The organism is Acinetobacter sp. Root1280 (genome assembly GCF_001425285.1).
In the GTDB taxonomy this organism is placed as follows: Bacteria; Pseudomonadota; Gammaproteobacteria; order Pseudomonadales; family Moraxellaceae; genus Acinetobacter; species Acinetobacter guillouiae.
This window is the reverse complement of the sequence record NZ_LMED01000025.1, coordinates 123,491-145,155: the sequence shown is the minus strand read 5'-3', so window position 1 is coordinate 145,155 and position 21,665 is coordinate 123,491. Positions and strand designations below refer to the sequence as shown.

The 21,665-nt window shown below is 37.8% G+C and carries 20 protein-coding genes; 7 read left to right on the top strand and 13 right to left on the bottom strand.

The features are described from left to right. Nucleotides 1-20: 20 nt before the first annotated feature. On the top strand, nt 21-575 hold the full coding sequence (locus ASC84_RS16410; RefSeq protein ID WP_056516730.1) for a hypothetical protein: 555 nt from the start codon (nt 21-23) through the stop codon (nt 573-575). Nucleotides 576-741: 166 nt separating this feature from the next. Next, nucleotides 742-1,029 carry a DUF3817 domain-containing protein gene (locus ASC84_RS16405; RefSeq protein ID WP_034615366.1) on the top strand — a complete coding sequence of 96 codons (288 nt, stop codon included), beginning with the start codon at nt 742-744 and terminating at the stop codon, nt 1,027-1,029. A gap of 63 nt (nt 1,030-1,092) precedes the next feature. On the opposite strand, the gene ASC84_RS16400 is transcribed toward ASC84_RS16405, so the two are convergent. Beyond that, on the bottom strand, nt 1,093-2,334 hold the full coding sequence (locus ASC84_RS16400; RefSeq protein WP_056516727.1) for an MFS transporter: 1,242 nt from the start codon (nt 2,332-2,334) through the stop codon (nt 1,093-1,095). A 344-nt stretch (nt 2,335-2,678) separates the two neighbouring features. Between ASC84_RS16400 and ASC84_RS16395 the strand changes: the two genes are divergently transcribed. Next, nucleotides 2,679-3,071 carry a hypothetical protein gene (locus ASC84_RS16395; protein WP_004718237.1) on the top strand — a complete coding sequence of 131 codons (393 nt, stop codon included), beginning with the start codon at nt 2,679-2,681 and terminating at the stop codon, nt 3,069-3,071. A 34-nt stretch (nt 3,072-3,105) separates the two neighbouring features. Here the strand turns inward: ASC84_RS16395 and ASC84_RS16390 are convergent, their stop codons facing one another. From ASC84_RS16390 to ASC84_RS16365, 6 genes are all read right to left on the bottom strand, one after another. Further along, nucleotides 3,106-3,987 carry a pirin family protein gene (locus ASC84_RS16390; protein WP_056516971.1) on the bottom strand — a complete coding sequence of 294 codons (882 nt, stop codon included), beginning with the start codon at nt 3,985-3,987 and terminating at the stop codon, nt 3,106-3,108. Nucleotides 3,988-4,018: 31 nt separating this feature from the next. After that, nucleotides 4,019-4,783: a nucleotidyltransferase domain-containing protein gene (locus tag ASC84_RS16385; protein WP_056516724.1), complete on the bottom strand. Its 765-nt coding sequence runs from the start codon at nt 4,781-4,783 to the stop codon at nt 4,019-4,021. A gap of 343 nt (nt 4,784-5,126) precedes the next feature. After that, on the bottom strand, nt 5,127-6,224 hold the full coding sequence (ddlA, locus tag ASC84_RS16380) for a D-alanine--D-alanine ligase (protein WP_056516721.1): 1,098 nt from the start codon (nt 6,222-6,224) through the stop codon (nt 5,127-5,129). Nucleotides 6,225-6,281: 57 nt separating this feature from the next. Further along, nucleotides 6,282-6,653 carry a hypothetical protein gene (locus ASC84_RS16375; protein WP_056516717.1) on the bottom strand — a complete coding sequence of 124 codons (372 nt, stop codon included), beginning with the start codon at nt 6,651-6,653 and terminating at the stop codon, nt 6,282-6,284. Between the two features lie 77 nt (nt 6,654-6,730). After that, nucleotides 6,731-7,546 carry a DUF4375 domain-containing protein gene (locus ASC84_RS16370; RefSeq protein WP_056516716.1) on the bottom strand — a complete coding sequence of 272 codons (816 nt, stop codon included), beginning with the start codon at nt 7,544-7,546 and terminating at the stop codon, nt 6,731-6,733. A gap of 152 nt (nt 7,547-7,698) precedes the next feature. Beyond that, the gene (locus ASC84_RS16365) at nt 7,699-9,108 is read right to left on the bottom strand and encodes an FAD-binding oxidoreductase (RefSeq protein ID WP_004718247.1); all 1,410 of its coding nucleotides are present in this window, start codon (nt 9,106-9,108) and stop codon (nt 7,699-7,701) included. Nucleotides 9,109-9,480: 372 nt separating this feature from the next. Between ASC84_RS16365 and serA the strand changes: the two genes are divergently transcribed. After that, nucleotides 9,481-10,713, top strand: coding sequence for a phosphoglycerate dehydrogenase (gene serA / locus ASC84_RS16360; protein ID WP_004718250.1), 1,233 nt, complete (start codon nt 9,481-9,483; stop codon nt 10,711-10,713). A 273-nt stretch (nt 10,714-10,986) separates the two neighbouring features. After that, nucleotides 10,987-11,859 carry an EamA family transporter gene (locus ASC84_RS16355; protein WP_056516712.1) on the top strand — a complete coding sequence of 291 codons (873 nt, stop codon included), beginning with the start codon at nt 10,987-10,989 and terminating at the stop codon, nt 11,857-11,859. A gap of 44 nt (nt 11,860-11,903) precedes the next feature. Here the strand turns inward: ASC84_RS16355 and ASC84_RS16350 are convergent, their stop codons facing one another. The 3 genes from ASC84_RS16350 to ASC84_RS16340 all read right to left on the bottom strand — a co-directional run bounded on the left by ASC84_RS16350 (nt 11,904) and on the right by ASC84_RS16340 (nt 16,507). Continuing rightward, nucleotides 11,904-13,943, bottom strand: a complete 2,040-nt coding sequence (locus tag ASC84_RS16350) for a PKD domain-containing protein (RefSeq protein ID WP_056516709.1) — start codon at nt 13,941-13,943, stop codon at nt 11,904-11,906. Between the two features lie 399 nt (nt 13,944-14,342). Then, nucleotides 14,343-15,062, bottom strand: a complete 720-nt coding sequence (locus tag ASC84_RS16345; RefSeq protein WP_056516706.1) for a metallophosphoesterase — start codon at nt 15,060-15,062, stop codon at nt 14,343-14,345. Nucleotides 15,063-15,076: 14 nt separating this feature from the next. Next, complete coding sequence (locus ASC84_RS16340; RefSeq protein ID WP_056516704.1) at nt 15,077-16,507, bottom strand: SEL1-like repeat protein; 1,431 nt, start codon at nt 16,505-16,507, stop codon at nt 15,077-15,079. A 169-nt stretch (nt 16,508-16,676) separates the two neighbouring features. Between ASC84_RS16340 and ASC84_RS16335 the strand changes: the two genes are divergently transcribed. Then, the gene (locus tag ASC84_RS16335) at nt 16,677-17,546 is read left to right on the top strand and encodes a DMT family transporter (protein WP_056516700.1); all 870 of its coding nucleotides are present in this window, start codon (nt 16,677-16,679) and stop codon (nt 17,544-17,546) included. 232 nt (nt 17,547-17,778) lie between these two features. Here the strand turns inward: ASC84_RS16335 and ASC84_RS16330 are convergent, their stop codons facing one another. From ASC84_RS16330 to truB, 3 genes are all read right to left on the bottom strand, one after another. Further along, on the bottom strand, nt 17,779-18,240 hold the full coding sequence (locus ASC84_RS16330; RefSeq protein WP_056516695.1) for a hemerythrin domain-containing protein: 462 nt from the start codon (nt 18,238-18,240) through the stop codon (nt 17,779-17,781). Nucleotides 18,241-18,404: 164 nt separating this feature from the next. Beyond that, complete coding sequence (locus tag ASC84_RS16325; RefSeq protein WP_004718268.1) at nt 18,405-19,172, bottom strand: TSUP family transporter; 768 nt, start codon at nt 19,170-19,172, stop codon at nt 18,405-18,407. Between the two features lie 115 nt (nt 19,173-19,287). Then, complete coding sequence (gene truB, locus ASC84_RS16320) at nt 19,288-20,193, bottom strand: tRNA pseudouridine(55) synthase TruB (protein WP_056516693.1); 906 nt, start codon at nt 20,191-20,193, stop codon at nt 19,288-19,290. Between the two features lie 138 nt (nt 20,194-20,331). On the opposite strand from truB, the gene ASC84_RS16315 reads away from it, so the two are divergent. Beyond that, entirely contained in the window at nt 20,332-21,366 is a 1,035-nt protein-coding gene (locus ASC84_RS16315; protein WP_056516691.1) for a lipase secretion chaperone, read from the top strand. Nucleotides 21,367-21,665 lie beyond the last annotated feature (299 nt).

The window sequence follows — 21,665 nt, the reverse complement described above, 5'->3', positions numbered from 1 at the left end:
CAGACATTTAGAGGCTTCACATGAAACTTAAACATTGCCTAGCGTTTTTATTCTCTGCATTGACCATCAGTACTGCGCCCAGCACTTTTGCAGATTCTCAATTTAATCAAGACTTAGAGCAATTTTTAGAGTGTAAAAAGACACTGAAAAATTATTATGACTTAGGTTTTGAATTTGAGGATGATCTGAAAAAGAATGGCTGGATCAAACAAGGTGAAGAATATAGCTATGTCAGTAAAGTTCCCATTACGGTATTCGGTCAATCTACAGATCAAATTAGTTTGGTTTCTGGTGGAATGTTGGCTGTTTTAAAAAATGCGAATACCAAAGACCTCGCTAAAAAGTTTCAAATCACGCAAAACCCGTTCTTTAAAGATATGCCGTATTTTTCAGGAGAGAAAGTTGTAAAAACAGATCTTGAGACCAAAGAAACCGAAAAATCTTTGCGTAAACTGACTTTGGCTGAATCGAATCCCGTTATAGATGAAGGTGAACATAAAACCTATATCGGGTGTGTTTATATTACTGAATTTGAACAGCAACAGCAGGACGCTGCAATCAAAGCATTACAATAGTTGATCTTAAATATTGGGCTATATCTATCTGGTCTGGAGACTAAAAACTTATTCTCCAGAACGATCTTCCATCTATTTAAATCAATCGATTTTATTTACTATTTTTTTCAAATCATTTAGATAATTCGGTTAGACTCAAGCTTCATTCTCATTTGACTAAGTGACCATGAATATCAAATCTTTACGTATTGTTGGTTTTCTTGAAGGTATTTCCTTTCTCCTTCTTCTCTTTATTGCGATGCCTTTGAAATATATTTGGGATATGCCTATTTATGTGAAATATATTGGCATGGGACATGGTGTGTTATTTCTTGCTTTTCTTGCAGTGTTATTGATTGTATGTGGAAAACAGAAGTGGTCCATTCACATGTTTATTTTAGGTTTAATTGCTTCAATTTTACCTTTTGGGCCTTTTGTTTTTGATCATAAATTAAAAGCATTGCAACAGCCTTAACCTGTTTTATTTAAAAAGCAAAGCTCCCTCCCCTTTTACAAGGAGAGGGAAACTCAAGTGAGCTTAAAACTCACCATTTACTTTACGTTGCTGCATAATTGTTTTTAATAATCCACGTGGAATAGTGAACCACAAAGCAATTAACGCAAAACACGACAACGCATAAGCCCAGAGATGGAAATGCTCATACAGAATTCGAATCAGTTCAATCACAAAGAAGAAAGTGAACATCATCAACACTGAAACAGCAGCAGCGACAGTGCCTTTAGAGACTTCAGATGACATTAACGCAAAACGATAAAGCACTGAAAAACTAATTCCTTCACCAAAGCTGACTAAGGTCATGCCTAAAATAACGCAGTGAAGAAAATATTCGCGCCAAATGATCCCGACCACCACAATTGCGGTACCTAAAAGCATCAAAGGTAAACCAATCAAAACTGTTTTACCCAGTGGCAAACGATCAATCACTTTAATCAGCACAATATTACCTAGAATCAATCCACCCAATACAGGGAATTGCGCCAGACCATATTGCATACTACTGAGTCCCAGTTCTTCAACCAACATCACTGGAGACAATGCGATCCATAGCATCAAAGGCATCGCCACCATCGGCAAGCCGAGGGTCATGCCTATGAACGTCTTATTTTTCAAGACTTGCATATAATCATCCCAAATATAACTCAACGGTTTTTTGGGAATACTGCTTGTACGTGCTGGCATCTTGGCTTTTAGACCGAACCAACTTAGAAAAGCTAAAAAGGCAATCGCAATAAATCCCCAGTGCCATGACACATGATCAATCAGGAATGCGCCGACAACAGGGCCAATCAAAGGGGCAAGCAAAGAAATATTTGCCATCAGTGCCATGACTTTAATGGCATCACGCTCTTCAAAGGTTTCTTGAATCGCGGCATAACCCACTGCTGCGATCACAGATAAACCAAAACCTTGCAAGAATCTTAAAACAAGAAAACTTTCAATATTGTGGGTGAGTAAAATTAATAAACAGGTGATGACAAAGAATGCAACACCTGACAATAAAACTTTCTTACGTCCTAATCGGTCAGACAAAGGTCCGAGTATCCCTGCGACGCATGCCCCGCCGAGGAGATAAAATGACATAGATGATGGCGCCCATGCACTGCTCACACCAAATTCTTTGGTGATTGCGAGCATCGCAGGCTGAACCAAATCATTACCGATATAAACTGAAAATTCAAATAACACCAACGCCAATGGAAACATAAGCGTAGCGCGACTCAAACTTGCAGTTTGTTCTTTTTGCACTAAATTTTGCATTATTTTCTACATATCTTTATCGGCTTGCATCGCTCACACTACTTTTTAAAGATAAGCGTTCGCCCAATGACAAGCACTGAAATATAAATATTAAATTGTGGAATTTACGTTGAATAAAGGCAGTTCAACACCGTATTCACAAGGTGTCTAATTCAATAGGTAAAGTAATTGCTGAAACTATATTTGTGAGATTTATAACTTAAGCCGATCTATGAGAAAGCTCACAGAGGTACACACAGGGTTAAGTTTTACTAGTCTAACACAGACAAATTTTCAGTGAAAGTTGAACATTTATTATTCTTAAGCTACTCTAAATGCTGTATAAGCGGATATAAATAATTTAAATGAAAAATAAAAACCCAATATCGCTGATCATTATTGGCGTGATTTTATTGTTGGTGGGTGGAGGACTTTATTTTATTAGTTCTGCACCTAAAATTAGTGCTGAAGATCAGGCGCGATGTGAACAATTGGTTCAAAATAAATATGCTGAAAACTCAAGCACCATCATAGGAAGCTGTAAAACAGATACAGGCTTTGTGGCATTGATGGATAGTCAAGCCAATGCGACCGCCTCGGCTGAAGATACGGCGAAAGCAATTAGCTCCGCCAACCATAAAGAATTGGGCTTGGGTATATTTGGCAAGTTCCTAATGGGATTATGTGTGGGTATCGGGATTGCATTACTGATCAAAGGCTTGATTGCACTCAAGAACAAACCACAATCGATAAATTAATTATCAAAGCAAATTGTAATTCTCACAGTTTGCTTTATTCATCATCGCGCACTGTTGATTTGATAAATGTACCACGCTTAATATCGTCATATGCTTCAAGAATTTCTGCGTAGTTGTTCATGACGAATGGCCCATGCCCATTGATCGGTTCTTGAAGCGGTTTGCCTGTAAGCAGCAACAATTTACACTGTTGTAATGCCGTCATTTCAAAATCTTGTTCCAAACTCGACATTACAGCAAGCCCTTGCTCTTCAAATATCTCATCTTCAGCTTGAAACTGTGCCTTGCCCGTTCGTAAATAGACCAGTGTAGTTTCTCCTGCGCCTGCGGGCAATCTGACCTTATGCCCTGCTTGGATTTCAATATCCAAAACTTGAAGTGGTGAATGCGTTTTTGCTGGCCCGTGTTGCCCTTGGTAGTTCCCAGCAATCACCCGTACCGTTCCAGCACTATTCGTAAGTTCAATCACAGGAATATTGGCTTTTCGCAAACTTTGGTAACGTGGTGGATTCATTTTATCTTTGGCAGGTAAATTCACCCACAGTTGCACCATTTCAAAATAGCCACCCGTTTTTGAAAATGCCTCACTAAATACCTCTTTGTGTTCCACACCTGAAGCTGCGGTCATCCATTGCACATCACCCGCTGAAACAATACCGCCACCACCCGATGAATCACGATGTTCTAATTCACCAGCAAAAATCAGGGTAACCGTTTCAAAACCACGATGAGGATGCTCACTCACCCCTTTGCGTAGATTGGTCGGTTTTAAAACACCAGGTCCTAAATGATCCAGTAACAGAAAGGGAGAGACGGTATTGCCTAATTCATAGTGTGAAAATACAGAAAGTACAGGATAAAAATCCCCTATCGCAAAGCGAGTGTCATTACGATGAATAAAGGCAAGGGTTTTCATAGTGTCACTATTCTCTGATTGAGTAAAAGCATTAGCCATAAAAATGTTGTTTTAAATTAAAGCTATATTCGGTGAGGTATTGCTTTAATTTTTCAATATCATTGGTCGGTTCAATCGCTCTTAGATTTAAAGCCTCAATTTTATTTTCTAACAGTTTTAAGATTTGCGCTTGTTCCTCTACAGGTAATTGCGCTTTTTCTTTTTGCTGCTTTTTGATTTCTAAATAATCTTCTGCCCAATGCCGTAAGGGATCATGGGCGTCGATTTGATCAAACAATTGCGTAATCAGGAGTTCAGGCATAATTTGCTGTGTTGCCAACTCTGCTGACATCAGACCACGAATAGAATAAAACACTTTTTTATAGGTAAAATTATCTGCGGTTTGCATGACATGCATACCACCTTTAGCCAGCGACAAGTAATGATAATACAGCGCTTTATAGTCTATTCGTTCAAGTAAGCCATCTCTAAATTTTTCCCATTCAGGAAATTGATTAAAATAGACTATATGTGCACGTACCCACTCTAAAACAGTCGGATTACTTTTTGCCAAAAGCCCAAACATTTTATTTAAGTCGAATGAAACAAAGTCAAAGTCGCCATCCATGATCTCGATTAAATCACGATGTTGACGATAATCGTAATATTGTGCTTTGGAGGGTAGATGGAAACCACGTACATCGTAATCGCTGTCTGGACTTGCCATGCCCCATAAGCGACTACCGCTTTCGATATAAAACAGTGGATGTTCATCTCGATTTTGGAATAAGTTTTGAATTTCTTGTTGGATGTTCATTGTGTTCACATTTTGGGTAAATCTATAAGTTTTATATCATTAATTTCAGTGCTTTTTAAATTTTCTTTGAATCCAAAATCGACTTCCCTTTATTTTTAATTCAAAAGCTTTATCAACATTCGCTTTAATTCATCCTGATATTTACCAGCATAATTTGCTTTGTGTTGGATATATTCGACTCCTTGAATCAGTCAAAAAACGTGAAGGATCAAAAGCATTACTCATAATTAAAATATTCATTTATTGTGATTTCCCAAATAAAAAAACGTACCAAATCTGATACGTTTTTATCCAGTATTTCTATCTATTTTTCAATAAGAAATATAAAAACAGCCAAAGATAATTATCCTTTAGATACAAATTTTGAATTTCTTAATAAATTTTCATGACGCTCTAATGCTAATTCTATGAGTTGAGTAATTAATTCAGAATAAGTGATTCCACTTGCCTCCCAAAGCTTTGGATACATACTGTTATTGGTAAAGCCTGGTAAAGTATTTACTTCATTTAGTAAAACATCACCATTTTCAGTCAAGAAAAAATCGACACGTGCAAGTCCCAAACAACCCAAAACTTTAAAAGCTTTAATCGAAATCTCACGAATCTTATTAGTTTCCTCTTCTGAAATTGAAGCAGGAATCACCACTTCAGAAGATTGATTATCTATATATTTTGCTTCATAAGAATAAAAACTAGACTTTACAACCACTTCACCACAAACACTGGCTTTTGGATAGTAATTACCCAAAACACCGCACTCAATTTCACGACCTTGAATAAACTTTTCAATCAATACTTTGCTGTCATATTGAAACGCGTTTTCTAAAGCAACAATAAACTCTTGTTCGTTTTCAACTTTACTGACACCCACAGAAGAACCTTGATTCGCAGGTTTCACAAAGACTGGAAGGCCTAAAGTATTTTGAACCTCATGGAAGCTTACTTCATCTGGGTGGTAAGCATGAACTGTTAAAAATGGTGCAACTGCAATACCAGAACCTTGTAACAAACGCTTAGTGACATCTTTATCCATACAAATTGCCGAACTTAAAACATCTGAGCCAACAAAAGGTAGATCTAAAATTTTAAGCATGCCTTGTAATGCACCATCTTCACCTAAAGTCCCATGAATAATAGGGAAAATAACATCAATGGGCGGTAATCCTTGCGCATTTTCAATTTCAAAAATTTGAGATTGTTTTGACTGCAAATAATCTTCATGTTCACGAGGGACGAGAGAAATTAATTTAGGATCATGACCATATTCTAAATAATGAGTAACATCTAAAATACGCCAAGCACCATCTTGGTCTATCCCAATCAAACTAAGATCAAACTTTTGCAGATCTATTGCATCCACGATATTTTGTGCTGATTGTAGTGACACACGATGCTCTGATGATTTTCCACCAAAAATTATTCCAACTCTAGTTTTTGCCATTTTTGTTTGTACCCTGATTTTAATCTTCCAAATCTTTAAATCCCGATAAATAATTGATCAAGGACATTTTGCCTTTTGGAAGGTCTTAGTGTTTTTACCACGGTAACACTGATATTCCTTCTGCATATCTATACGTTTCCACTGACCATCAATATTTTTAAAGCTATACACACTACGAATTGAGCGCACCGAATCATCCATCAAACCTGTTTCAGTCAACTTCACTTCTGCGACAGTGGGTGATTCCACACTATTAAAATACTGACGCAACTCAACAGTCGCGAGATCCTTACGCAAATCAGGACGTTCATTTAAAACCTGACTTAATGGTGTATCTGAACCACCTACTTTATTCATTAAATTTTGTGTTGTTACACAGCCAGACAAAGCCACTAAACAAAATACTGAAATTAAACTCAAACGATTCATTCTGATCACCCTAAAACTAAAAGCATAGCCTAATGATGCTATGCTTTTTAAACGTACACTATTTAAAAACTGTGTCTTTATGACTCATCTGCAATATGGCTAACATCGAGCGCTATGATTTGTTGATCATTTTCATTAAACATCAAGGCTTGATCACCTAGATCCAGCATATAAAAATGCCCTGCATCAGTTAGAAAATGCCAAGCAACGATCTCTTGCCCATTATACTCATGTGATGGATCACCAATGGTAATACGATCTAGTTCCTGACCTGCTTGCAGGCATAAAGCTTGAATAATTTTAAAATAACGTGGGCTGTTTTCAGCTGCTTGCTGTTTACGTTGTTCTAAATTTGGAATTTTGGCTGCAACCTGCTCTACAATCGTCAAAATCTGATCTTCATCGACAACCTGTAACTTTGGATGTTGCTTTAACCATCGACTATTTATTTTAATCAAATCTTCACTATCATTCAATGCATAAAACTGGTCATCAAAAGCATTGAGAATATCTCGTTGCTCATTTTCACCAAAGTATTCACCCTCTAAGAACTGTTCTAATTGCTCATCCGAAAACTGATCGATTAAATCCGCACTTTGCTCAAAGAGAGCCGAATGCGCAGTCGCATTCATAGCTTTTAATCCTTCACGAACATGTTTCACCATGAACGCATCCCAACCCGTGTTATAAACGAATTGTGAAAAACCACCATTATTGACTTGAGCAAGATAGTAATCGACAAAATAACTGTATAAAGCCTCTGCGGATACTTCATCATATTCGACATAATGTTCAAATAAGCCATTTAAGCTATCAATATTGGACATAATCACATCATAGTGATCATCACTGTCTAAACTTTGTTTAGAAATTAAAATGTTATCAATGAGCATAGTTTTCAGTTTCTTATCAATATTTAAGCGCAACCAACATAACAAATTTTCAGCAATAAATGGCGACCAGCATGTAACTTTATTTTATCTTTTGTTCGGCAATAAAAAAGCGCTTCTCTCGAAGCGCTTGTACAAATGAGCTATTTAAATCATTACAGATCAAATAACTTACCTGGGTTCATGATGCCATTTGGATCGAACACTTTCTTCAAGGCTTTCATATATTCAATTTCTTCAGCAGTCCGTGTGTAATCCAGATAAGGCTTTTTGGTCATGCCTACGCCATGCTCTGCAGAAATTGAACCGTCATATTTCTTCACAGTTTCAAACACATACTTATTTACCACCTGACATTTAGCAAAGAATTCATCTTTAGATAAATTCACAGGTTTTAAAATATTTAAGTGTAAGTTTCCATCACCAATATGGCCGAACCAGCAGATTTCGAAATCAGGATAATTTTCAGCAACAATTGTATCAATTTCCTTAATAAAAGCAGGAACATGTGTAATCAATACTGAAATATCATTTTTATACGGAGTAAATGGGGCAATCGTTTCAGAAATGTCTTCACGTAAACGCCATAAGCTTTGAACTTGTTCAAGATTTTGGCTCATCACTCCATCAAGCACCCAGCCTTGTTCCATGCAATGCTCGAAAATTTCCATCGCAGCATCCATAATCGGTTCATACGGCGCTTCAAATTCAAGTAAAACGTAGAATGGGCATTCTGTTTCAAATGGACGTTGTACATGACCACGATCCAAAACTTTTTGCATCGCCAGTTCACCAAAGAACTCAAAGGCAGTTAAATCAATTTTGCTTTGGAATGCATGTAATACAGGCATGATTGCATCAAAATCAGGAACACCCAATACCATCACTTGTAGATCATGCGGTTGGCGTTCAAGTTTAATTTCAGCTTCAGTCACTAAGCCTAAAGTCCCTTCACCACCGATGAATAAATGTTGCATTGCATAACCTGTAGCATTTTTAATCATGCCTTTGTTTAAACGCAATACATCACCTTTACCCGTCACCACTGTCAGACCAAGTACCCAATTACGAGTCATCCCGTATTTGATCACTTTAATTCCGCCTGCATTGGTTCCAATGTTGCCCCCCAATTGTGATGAACCCGCAGAAGCAAAATCAACCGGATAATACATCCCTTGTTCTTCTGCATAGTTCTGCAACTGTTCAGTCACCACACCCGCCTGAATACGCACCATACGGTCAGCTGGATAAAATTCTAAAATTTGGTTCATTTTGTCGAAGCTCACGACAATTTCACCATTGGCAGCAACAGCACCTGCTGATAAACCTGTACGGCCACCCGATGGGGTAATCGCAACATTAAACTGATTGGCCAATTGAACAATTGCTTGCACTTGTTCTGTGCTCGATGGGAAAACGATGACCGATGGCTGCGGATCAAAATGCTTAGTATGGTCTTTGCCCCAATTTTCTAAGCTGTCAGCATCGGTTTTAATTCGGTTTTCACCGACGATTTGCGTCAATTGGGTCAATAATTCAGGTGCTATCGTTACTGGAGCATTCATCGTTTTGCGGACCTAGCAAGAAGTAAATAAGAGGTTGTGCTATACAACATTCGAGATTTTAAATCAGTCTGTGAAAATTTTTCAGCATTTTTTATAGCTGAAATCGGCAGCTTTACTGATTTTAGCAGTATTTTACCTAGATGACTGCTGAGGATAAAGCACAGATTTGATTCACATTATCCACACTTTGTGTATAAAATATGCTTCAAGCATTATAAAAATCAATGCATTAGCATTTCATTTAATTTTTGAATAATGCTTATCAGAAATCGTAGATAAAATATCCACTGTACTGTCACAATCGAAATATCTATAGAACAAGGTCTATGTTATCATATTGCGACTAAATTTGGCCTTTGTAGCGGAGCCGTAATGAGCCAACATCTTTCACTACCTAAAGATAAAATTCGTTTCTTGTTGTTAGAGGGCGTTCATCAAAACGCAATCGACACGTTAAATGCTGCTGGATATACCAATATCGATTACCGTAAAACTGCGCTTGAGGGTGAAGCGTTGAAAGAAGCGGTTAAAGATGCACACTTCATTGGTATTCGTTCCCGTACACAATTAACTGAAGAAGTCTTTGCAGCTGCGAATAAATTGATCGCAGTGGGTTGTTTCTGTATCGGAACAAACCAAGTGAATTTAAATGCAGCCATGATTCGTGGTATTCCTGTATTTAACGCACCATACTCAAATACTCGTTCAGTTGCTGAATTGGTTCTTGCAGAATCAATTCTTTTACTTCGTGGTGTGCCTGCTAAATCTGCTTCAACTCACCGTGGTGGTTGGAACAAGTCTGCGGTAGGTTCATTTGAAACACGTGGTAAAACTTTAGGTATCGTGGGTTATGGCTCTATTGGCTCTCAACTCTCAGTTTTAGCTGAAAGCATGGGTATGCATGTCATTTATTATGATGCTGTGACTAAGCTTCCTATGGGTAATGCACGTCAAGTAGGTTCTTTAGATGAACTACTTGCAAATGCAGATGTTGTTACACTGCATGTACCCGATGTTCCTTCAACTCGTAACTTCTTTGCAAAAGCTCAATTTGCGAAAATGAAAGAAGGTTCGATCTTCATCAATGCTGCACGTGGTACATGTGTTGTTATTGAAGATTTGGCAGATGCAATTAAATCTGGTCATATTGCTGGTGCAGCTGTTGACGTATTCCCGAAAGAACCTAAAGCCAATGGTGAAGAATTTGTTTCTCCACTTCGTGGTCTAGACAATGTGATTTTAACACCTCACGTTGGTGGTTCAACCATGGAAGCGCAAGCTAACATTGGTCTAGAAGTTGCTGAAAAATTTGTTGCTTATTCGGATAAAGGTATGACTTTATCTGCAGTAAACTTCCCTGAAATCGCACTTCCATTGACTGAAGGTAAACACCGTTTACTACACATCCATAAAAACGTGCCAGGCGTGTTATCTAAAATTAACAACCTGTTCGCTGAACATGGTATCAACATTTCTGGTCAGTCATTAATGACTAAAGGTGATGTCGGTTACTTGGTAATGGATGTAGACGCAACTGCATCTCAAGAAGCGCTTGATACACTTCATGAAGTTGAAGGTACAATCCGCGTTCGCGTATTGTTCTAAGATGACTTAAGCTAAAAAACCACAGGTATTTGCCTGTGGTTTTTTTATGGGGTTTATAAATCTGTCACTTCTTTCAGATAGCATATTTTTGAGTTAAATTATTTGATTAATAAACTATTTAGCATCTTCTCTCGCCCTACACTACAAAGACAGTGTACTATCTAAAGCACAATAAGCTTTGCAAATTACATGAGCATTTCATCTAAATTGTTTTATATAAGAAGCTTATTGCGGATATTTTCCTCCAAGCCCTTATTCTAAATTTCAGAAACAATGCCAAATTTAAAAAATGCACCACACCTGCAAGCTTTAGTTCTATTGTTCATTGCCATGATCAGTATGCAAAGTAGTGGCGCATTAGCAAAAACATTATTTGATCAATTTCCAGTCCTTACCATTTCCGCTATGCGGTTATTGCTCGGCTCATTGATTTTGGCCGTGATTTTTAAAATTTGGCAGGTCAATTTTAAACAGGTGAAATGGCCTTCCATCATCAGTTATGGTATTGCCTTGGCAGGAATGAATGCTTTATTTTACTTATCGATTCATCGTATTCCGCTCGGCATTGCCGTAGCGTTTGAATTTATTGGACCGCTCAGTGTGGCCCTGTTTCATGCACGGCAAAAATTCGATTTTATTTGGGTCGGACTTGCGATACTTGGACTAGTTTTACTGTTTCCATTTGATCAGGCAAAGCAAAGCCTCGATCCTATTGGCATTGCCTTTGCCTTAGCTGCTGGCGCTTGCTGGGCGCTGTATATTATTGCAGGTCAACGACCTTCAGGGGTTTCTGGAAACCATACTGTATGCTTGGGAATGTTTGTAGGCATGTTGTGTTTAATGCCAATCGCCTTATTTTCGGGGATGCCTTTACAGGTTTTTGAACCTTCAAGTTTAATTTATTTTATTGCGTTGGCGATCTTGGCAAGTGCTTTGCCGTTTTCATTGGAAATGATTGCATTAAGAAATTTATCTGCTTTAAGTTTTGGCACGTTAATGAGTCTTGAGCCTGCAATTGCCGCATTCTCAGGGTTTATTTTCTTAAATGAACAATTATTATGGACACAATGGTTGGCCTTAGCCACCATCATTAGTGCATCGATTGGTTGCACTGTAACCACACAAAAAGCACGGCTTAAAGAATAAAAAACCATCTCGAAAGATGGTTTCTAAACAGTTAATTGTATGACTTACCGAAAAGGCATCCCCATAAATAATTTTATCAAGACATTCGGATCTAACTCTGACTCATATGCAATTTGTGCAATCAAATCTTTGTCATTGTCTTTGATCAGTGCATAAATGCTTAAATAAGTAATAGGGCCTTTTCCAGCTGAATCAAAACCTGAATATTTACTTGGTAATTGAATGTGCGTCGGTTTTCCATAGATTGCATTATAAGTTAAAGTCTCCTCTGTACCATCTATGCTATATACCATGATTTCTATATTGCACGACTTTCCAATTAATTCAGGAACAACTTCCCAATTGCCATTAGGTTCTACAGTGGTTCCATTTGAAGGATCCTCAATCATACTGGTACAGACAATAGGGAAACTCAAGCCTTGATTACTCGCATAAACAACTTCACGATCCGTCAAGATAATATCAACATTACCTGTTAAACCTGAGGTTTGCTGGCCTTTAAAACGTACCCATTGATTATTTTCAAAAATGACATTGGTTTGCGCAGACCAATCCAACTGCCCGTCTGGATCTTTAATACCTGTGAGTAAACGACCACCATCTTGTGATATTGAAAAATCAAACTGGCCATTTATTTTGCCAAAACATGCCACGAATGTCCCATCGGGAAATGCACATTTTACAAAATGATCTGTGGTTGATTTTCCAAGATCAATAATCACATTACCTGATGTTGTCGATGTTTTTTCACCCAGCATTGTGCCTGTTAGATCTTTTGCAGTCCAATAAATTGAACCACTCGAAGGCATATTGACCACCGTCAATCCTTCTTTAGGAATACTGTTGGATTTGGTTAAAGATGAACCGTCATTTAAGCTGATTCTTGCAGTCACATTGCATGGAATCCCCTCACCATTGGATTGACACTGCACAAAGACTGAACCTGCATTTACAAATTTCAAATCCCAGTTCCATGTTGAAAAGTGCTTCACTGTTGCATGTACAGCAAGGCCTGTAGATGATTGGTTTGACAGCATTACCTGCCCAATACCTTCTTCAATCCACAATCCACTCACTTGGTCAAAATACCACATTGGAATTTGTGTACCTATTTTCATTTCTTGATTATTGATACTCTTTATCGGCAGGTTCATTTGAAGGTCTGCTGTTTTACCAGCTGCAAGTTGTAATTTCTGACCACCTGCATCTTTAAATGTGGCTGTAATCATTCCCGCACTGATCAGATCCACGATGTTGCCTTGCGCATCGCGTGCTACACCATTGGCAGGCATTGCATTTAAATCACGATTGGTAATATCCCATGGAGTAAATTCAACAGTCACTACGCCTGTGGCTAGGCTGCCATCTGCTTTTACAAAAGCATTGGCGGGGATGCTAATGCGTGCACCCAAATTTAAGGATTGAATCACTTGAGCGTCAGAGATCTCTGACACAGGAACAATTTGTTTAATGGCCAATAAATTTGCTGAGATTGCTTTTAAATTGGCAACATCATGAACAATTGACTGCGTGATAAAGCCTTCTTTTTCAAATTTAGCCACCACTTTTTGTGTGTTTTGAGGAAGCATCAGCTTCAACGTCGCATGACCATTTTGATCTGTTTTAACACTTTGCCCTTGTATTGTAATATTTGTATTTGGAATCGAAGCGCCATCAACCGTTTGAGCTGAAACTAAAACCTCTCGGTTTATCGTTGTTGCTCCCTGCTTTACTTCTATTTTCTGTGTAGTTGAGTCAGTCCGACCTGCTAGGTCTGTTATCGTCAGGCTCACGGTATATTGACCAACTTTGGTATAAGTATGTTCAACTGTAGCACCTGTTCCGCTTGAACCATCTCCAAAGTTCCAAGCATAGCTACCAATTGCACTGGCTTCTTTTGCTTGATCAACCGTACTCTTGGTTGCATCAAATTTTACAACTTCACCGATACTTGGCGCTGTTGGACTATATTCAAATTTGGCTGTAAGACCCTGTTCAAATTTTGTTGAAGAGTTACAAGCCAACAAAAGTAAGCTTACCCATGCAAAAAGAAACCATTTTATATAATTTTTCGATCTCATCATTCTGATCACCTTATTGTTATTTAATTCGTGATATCCATCACGATATTTTATTTTACTGTTTATTAATTATTAATAATAGCTATTTAATCTTAAAAATATTTCAATATCTTTCTCAATCAAACATCGTTGATACTTGCTGTATCAAAGCAAGTGATGACAAAAAAATTGATTTAATCTCGATAAATGAAAAAATGACTTTGATCAGAAATAAATATTTTTCTTTACAATTCAAAATCTTATACTCATGTATTTAATAGTTAATGCTTTTATATGTATGTATTTTTTAATTAAAGACTTATTTTTTCCACTACACAGATAAAATTTAAGTAATAGCCATATAAAATTCACTGCAATGAATAGCCTGAACTCTTAAAAATATTTAAACAATAATAAGCAAAATTATGACTTCAGGACAAACACTTGTTTTTCTATTGGGCGGTGATGATCTATTTCAACAAGGCTTAACTCACTTCCAAAACAAGCGCCCGTATCTAGAAAATAGCAATTATGCTTCTTGGTGACAAAATCAACCACGGTATGACCTAGAAAAACCTGCTCCACACCGACAACTGTTGAATAACGCATAAAGCGTTTATTTTTAATTCGTCCTCTGCCCCATAACGCCAATTCGCGACTTTTAGATCGTGTCGCAACTTTAAACGCGTCCCAATCATTTAGATCTATATCGGCATGAACAAAGCCATACTTCTTATTTTGATAAATGACTTCTAACAATATCGGTAAAGTGTTTAATTGATCGATGACTTGTTGCTGCTGATCTGGACTTAATGCATAAAACCATTTTCCACCATGATGCGCATGCATATCTTTCATCATCGGATCGATCTGCGACAATAAACACATTTCTTCATGATTGCCTAAAACAGCTTTAAACCAAGGCTCTGCAAGCAGATGCAAGCATTTCAAACTGTCAGGACCACGATCAACAAGATCCCCTACAGTAATCAATAGATCCTTTTCAAAGTTAAATTGAACACGCTCAAGCTGTTGCATCAACAGATCATAACAACCATGTATATCACCTACCACAAACAAGCGACCTGTCTCATGGATATAGGTCGCTACATGCGCGAGCTTGTGTTGCGATAATTCAGACATAGACTGATCTTTGATTAAAACTCAATTGAAGCTGCTTCAATATGCTGGTTGTCTTTGGCTAAATCCAAATATTTACTGGCAGTTTTTTTATTTTTACGCACCCCGATTCCATCTTTATAAATTTTAAATAATTCAAAATAAGAGTCGATATCACCATGATCAGCAGCTTGTTTAAACAAATCTGCACTTTGGGTTAAATCAGCCTCTACACACTTACCTTCCTGATACATTTGTGCCAATAAGAAGAAGGCACGTGGAACTTTCAACTCTTTGGCTTTGTTTAGCCAGAATAATGCCCCATCTGCATTGTTTTGGCGTTGCTCAAAAATCGACATACACAGCATGGCCTGAACATGGCCTTTCTCTGCGGCTGAATTTAGTAATGGAAGGTGATGTTCATGTTCTAAAGGCAATAACATCGACAATTCAAACTGGGCATCTGGATGGTTTTGCATTGCAGCACGTTCTAACCAAGAAATACCCTGATCAAGATTCTTCTCAGTTCCCATACCATAGCGTAAACACTGTGCTAAAGAGTATTGAGCTGGAACATTACCTGAAACAGCAGCATGCGATAATAAATCAAAAGCGAGTGCTGCATATTCTTTTTGCTTTTGCTCAGTTTTGGCATTTTCCGAATTTTTTAACAGTGTCACTGCAGCTAAATAAGCAGATTCGATATGTCCATTTTTTGCAGCTTTAAGTAAAAACTCTTGTACAACTGTCGCATCCGCTTTAGCACTTTGTTGCTCAATAAGTGCGCGAACGTAGCAGCCAAATGGATCATTATGTTCTTGCGCGATATCGGCATATTTTAAAGCTGCATCAAGATTGTTCTGTTTTAAATAACTAAACGCCAATAAAGCACAGGAAAAATGGTCTTTTTCAGCGATTTTTAACAATTCATTTTGTACTTTGATCGAATCAAACCCTGAAAACTCTACAAAAAACTTCAGGCTGTTTTGATGCTGATTTTTTAAATAATTGTTTAAAAGTAATAAGTATGCTGACTGTGGATCCTGTGACAATTGTTGTTGTGCATAAACAAAAATTGCTTCTGGATGATTCAATTGAACTGCTTGTTGCAAATGCATTAAGGCTTGTGCTTTTGTCAATTGATCGGTTGCATTGTTCAAGCCAAGATAAGCAAGTTCTAAATGAGCCAGTGCATGATTAAGCTTTGCTGCATGTTGAAAAAAAAGAATAGCTGACTGCACACTTTGATTTACATAACGGCCTAAAACATGCCACTGCCCTAACAGAGTACTTGCAGGTGCAAAATTCTGATTAGAGGCATTAACCAACAAATCAACACGCGCTTGAGCGTCTTGCTCATTTTGAGCAAGACCTTGTTGTTCTAATTCAAGTACATCGATATACCAAGCTTCTGCTTGCTCTGTTGCATTTAAGCCTAAATTTTCAGTTTTATTGGTATTTCCTGACATCTTTTATTCCTAACACATGTGCCATTGCAAGTATAATCATTCCCATCTTACAGAGGACTCGGCTGAATCTCAAAGGGAAATGTTGAATCAATATTCATCTATTCGCGAAATACTCAAATAAATCCGAGAAAGTGTTAAAATCTGTGCAATATTTTTCCTCACCTTAGATATGCCAAATTCTCAACTCACTGCTGTGCTCTTCATGGTTTTATCTATGGTGGCTTATCAGATCAGTGCCTCATTTGCTAAACAGTTATTTGAGGTTTTAGATCCGATTACCGTCGTGACCTTAAGATTATGTTTTGCGTCTATTTTAATTATTTTAATGTTCCGTTCATGGAAAATTATCAAGCGTTTACCTTACCTAAGATGGAATGAGCTACTTTATTATAGTGGTTCAGTCTGTTTGATGAATGTGCTGTTCTATGCCTCTTTAGGCAAATTGCCTCAAGGTATTGCTGTTGGATTAGAATTTTTAGGGCCTCTGACTTTGGCACTGCTCTCGATTAAACAAAAAACTGACTATATTTGGGTATTTCTTGCCATCATTGGCATTGCTTTGATGGTGCCTTGGCAAGATGCGACCGCACATAACTTTTCCTATCTTGGTGCTGCCTTTGCTTTAGGTGCGGGTGTCTGTTGGGCAAGTTATATTTATTTTGGGCAAAAAGTTGTACGACAAAATATTGGTATGCATGCACTAAGTATTGCAATCGTCTTGTCTGCCTTGGTTATGCTGCCAATCAGTGCTGTACATAACCCAGATGCCTTGCTACAAACACAGTACTGGGGCAAAGCTTTGCTGATTGCACTTTTAGCAACAGCGATTCCGTATGCCTTAGATCTGCTTGCTTTAAAACAATTAAGCAAAATGAGCTATGGTACTTTATCGAGTCTATCCCCTGCACTTGCCGCAATTTCAGGTATGGTTTTACTGAATGAACATATTACTGCTTGGCAAACCGTTGCTTTAATCTGCATTATGATTGCATCGGTAGGGGTAACATTTAGAGCGGCGAAAAGCTCAAATGCTCACTAAAACATTCTCAATACTGACCCACTGCCAGTCATATAGAATCCCGACCATATTTACGCGATCTTAAGGAAGAGAAGATCAGTGTAAATATATGATGGATGAGAAGCATCTCATTAATTTAAAAAAAATTGTAAATATCGTTCAGCGAGCTGCTCATCATTCTCTGGGTACTTTATAGCTTCAATTTTATTTAGTTGCCTTTGTAGACAAGTCAACGAAATACAAGCCAACAGACTTAGCCAACCAAGCGGATAAGGTCTTTTGCTTTATACTTTTTATATTCCGATAAATATTTCTTTGCTAAGATTAATTTTTGATTTTCATCTAAAATCTTTAGCGCTTTTTGAAAAAAAGAATGCTCTTCTTGATGAATATGATGCGCGATGATTTCAGATAATCGTTTCGCTAAAACCAGCCAGCGAGAGTGGCTAAAATCTGTTTGTTCTAGCGATTGTAATATTTCATCCATCTCATGATGTTCAGCCAGTGCCAAACGGGTAATATTTAAACCTGAATCCGTCATCATTAACGGAATATAAAAATAGCGATCTTCTGCAACAGCATGGGCAAATAATTCATTTTTCAATAAATTAAAAATTTTCCTTCGTTCAGGACTATCGCCTGAGGTATGTGTTAATTGTTCTGACAAATCCTTCTGAATGATATGACTTTCTCTCAAAGCCTCAAATATATTCATCTAAATCCCTCTTTTTATAATCCTATTTGATATTTACCTTCCATTGCTTCGGTTTGTGATTTTTCGATCAAGAAACCAACAATCTTAGAAGACAAATCAAAAAAAAGCCTTACAAAATTTAAGCTTTTTTGTATCAAAAAAAATTAACCAGAGAATCTAGCAAATTACGCGACAAACATTTGATAGGCCAAGCGACAAATCAAAATGCTGACCAAAATCAAAAATAGAATACGAATAAAACCACTGCCATATTTCAGTGCCATTTTCACACCAACCAATGAACCACACACATTGGCAACAGCCATCAGCAGGCCCAATTGAAATAACACATGTCCAGTGGGAATAAAGAAACTCAGTGCGGCAAAGTTGGTCATGAAATTGCCAATTTTGGAAAGCGCCGATGCGTGCAAAAAGTCAACTTTCAGATAACGAATAAAATAGAAGATGAAAAAACTACCTGTACCTGGGCCAAATATCCCATCATAAAAGCCGATCAATAAACCACCCACACCCGCGATCAATAACATTTTACGCGTGATTTCTTGTTGAAAATGGACTTGTCCAAATTGCTTCTTAAAAAATGTATAGATTGCGATCACAATCAGCATAAATAATACAAATGGCCGCAAAATTTCTTGGGGGATCAGTGAGACACAAGCAGCACCACCAAATGAGCTAATAAATGCAGTGATTCCAATCACTGCCAACAGCTTCCACTGAATTTTGACTTGTTTTAAATATGAAAAAGCAGCCGAAGCTGTTCCACAAATCGAAGCCAGTTTATTGGTTCCAAAAACTGTGGCGGTAGGATAATGCGGTAAAGCACCCATCAATGCAGGAATTTGAATCAACCCACCACCTCCAACAGCGGCATCAATTGCCCCTGCACAAAAGGCAAAGAACACTAAACTGAGGATGATATCAAATTCCATAACATTCACTTATCTTTTAAATGCGTCTATTAAAAAGGCGCTGAGAGACTTAACCTTGCTTTGGCTTAATCAGGCTTAGATTTAAACTGAGTTATTTTCTAACAATGAAACGAAATTAAAGGTTTAGCACGCGTTTAGGCACTAAACGCTTTTTATCGGTAATTTCAGCCAAGCCTAAACATTTATCACCATCAAAAACCAAGACTTCAGCTTCGGCAACATGCTCAATATTACTTTCCATACCACTGCTAAAATATTCCGCACGTCCTTCAGGTACCTGAACTTTAGGAAAATGATCAATTGGTGCATAGACAGGCAGCAACAAGGCTTCACGCGCTTGTTCAGTCAAGCTTTCCAAATGCTCAATGGTATATTCCGGAATCAAATCAAAATGACCAGTTTGAGTTCGATTTAAATACGTTAAATGCCCGTAAGTTCCCAATGCTTTGGCAATGTCTTCACCCAAAACACGAATATACGTTCCTTTAGAACAAGTAATATCCAAGGTCAGGCTGTGCTGATTAATCGCAATTAGCTCAATGGCAAAAATATGAATTGGCCGTGCATCACGTTCAATCTCAATTCCTTGACGCGCCAACTCATATAAAGGACGGCCTTGTTTTTTTAAGGCTGAATACATTGGCGGAACTTGTTGAATATCTCCGGTAAATTGCGCTAAAACCTGTTGAATACTGTCTTGGTTTAATTCAGGCACAGCCTTTTCAAGTAGAACTTCACCTTCAACATCACCTGTGGTCGTGCTATGCCCGAGCTGAACAGTCGTTTGGTAACGCTTGGTCGAATCTAACAGATAGTGTGAAAATTTAGTCGCTTCACCTAAACAGATTGGTAAAAGTCCAGATGCCAAAGGATCAAGTGCCCCTGTATGCCCTGCTTTTTGAGCGCGATACAACCACCGCACTTTTTGTAGCGCCGCATTTGAACTTATGCCTAAAGGCTTATTCAATAAAAAAACACCACTGATATGGCGACGCGGTATTTTCTGAGCTTTTGAAGACATATTGGTCTGGATACGGAGAATAATGCGCTATTTTAGCAAAAACCATTCGTCTATTTTTACAAATTTTCTGTTTGAAATTTCGAATTCTGTGGCAAATTATTTTTTCAATAAAAAATCTAAAAATAGTAGGAATATTAGATGGATCTATCTAAAAAAATGATTGGGATCATCATTGGTAGTCTCTTGATCATTCTTATAGCCGTGATTTTTTGGCTAAAACCTAATACAGAATCGACTGAAACACCACCAGCTTCTGAAAAAGCACTCGAACAACAGATGGGACAATTGGCCTCAACTCAGCTCCCAGCATCTCAAGCACTGGGCTTTGCCAGCAAAAGCCAACAAGACACGCAAATTAACTGCCAAATCCGTGCTGATGCCTCCAATCGCTTAATTGTCAATGAACAAACCAAAGACTGTTTTGAATACTTCATCACTCAATATGGTGAAAAAAGCATTGAGCAAATCAAAGCAGATTTTCTCAGCTATACCAAAATCAGCTATAAAGAGCCTGTGCTATCACAGTTAAATGATCTCTGGGCACGCTATATCGATTACAGAAGCAAATTAGGTGATTTACAAGCACCTACCGCAGATAAAGAAAGCGCAAAGTATTATCAGCAGATTTTAGTCAATACTCAAAACTTAAGAAAAAAATTCTTCTCGGATTATGAAATTCAAGGCTTATTTGGCACACAAGATACCTATGACCGATATACGGTAGACCGCTTAGAAATTATGGATAATCAAAAATTATCTGCGGCTGAAAAAGCACAAAAACTCAAAGAGCTTTTCGAGCAACTCCCCGAAGACTGGAAAGAGAATTTACAACAACTTAATCAACTTGAAGACTTAAGAAAGCTGACAGCAGAGATCAAGGCGCGTGGTGGTTCTGCACAAGAGATCCGTCAAATGCGCACCAATTTAGTGGGACCAGAAGCGACACAACGCTTAGAAACGCTTGATGTACAAAGAAATGATTGGAAAGGCAAAGTTAATCAATACCTTGCTGAGCGTGACAATATTCTCAAAAGTAATCTGAGTGATTCAGCCAAACAAAGTGCTGTAGAACAATTAAAATCACAACAATTTGCAAATCAACAAGAGCAACTCAGATTACAGACTTTTGAAACTGTGCATGATCAAGGAGGAAAATTACCCTTTGCAAATTAGCCATTAAATACATAGCCCATCGCTATAATGATGAAAAAAGCGAAAATAAAAAATATTTAGATTATGCATTTATAGCGCGTTTTATGGCTTGAGTTTGCAAGCCAGACTCAAGGATCTCTGTACATTTATGACTCAGGGATATCTTCAAGTCTGCTGATACAAAGTGGAAAATAATATTTACAACACCCTATAAGGAGGAACAACACAAACTAAAAAAACTTGCTCGGGATTGACACGATTTTAATGCAACTTGCACCTTTGGTTTAGAGCAATAACGATAATGATGGTATGCCAATCGC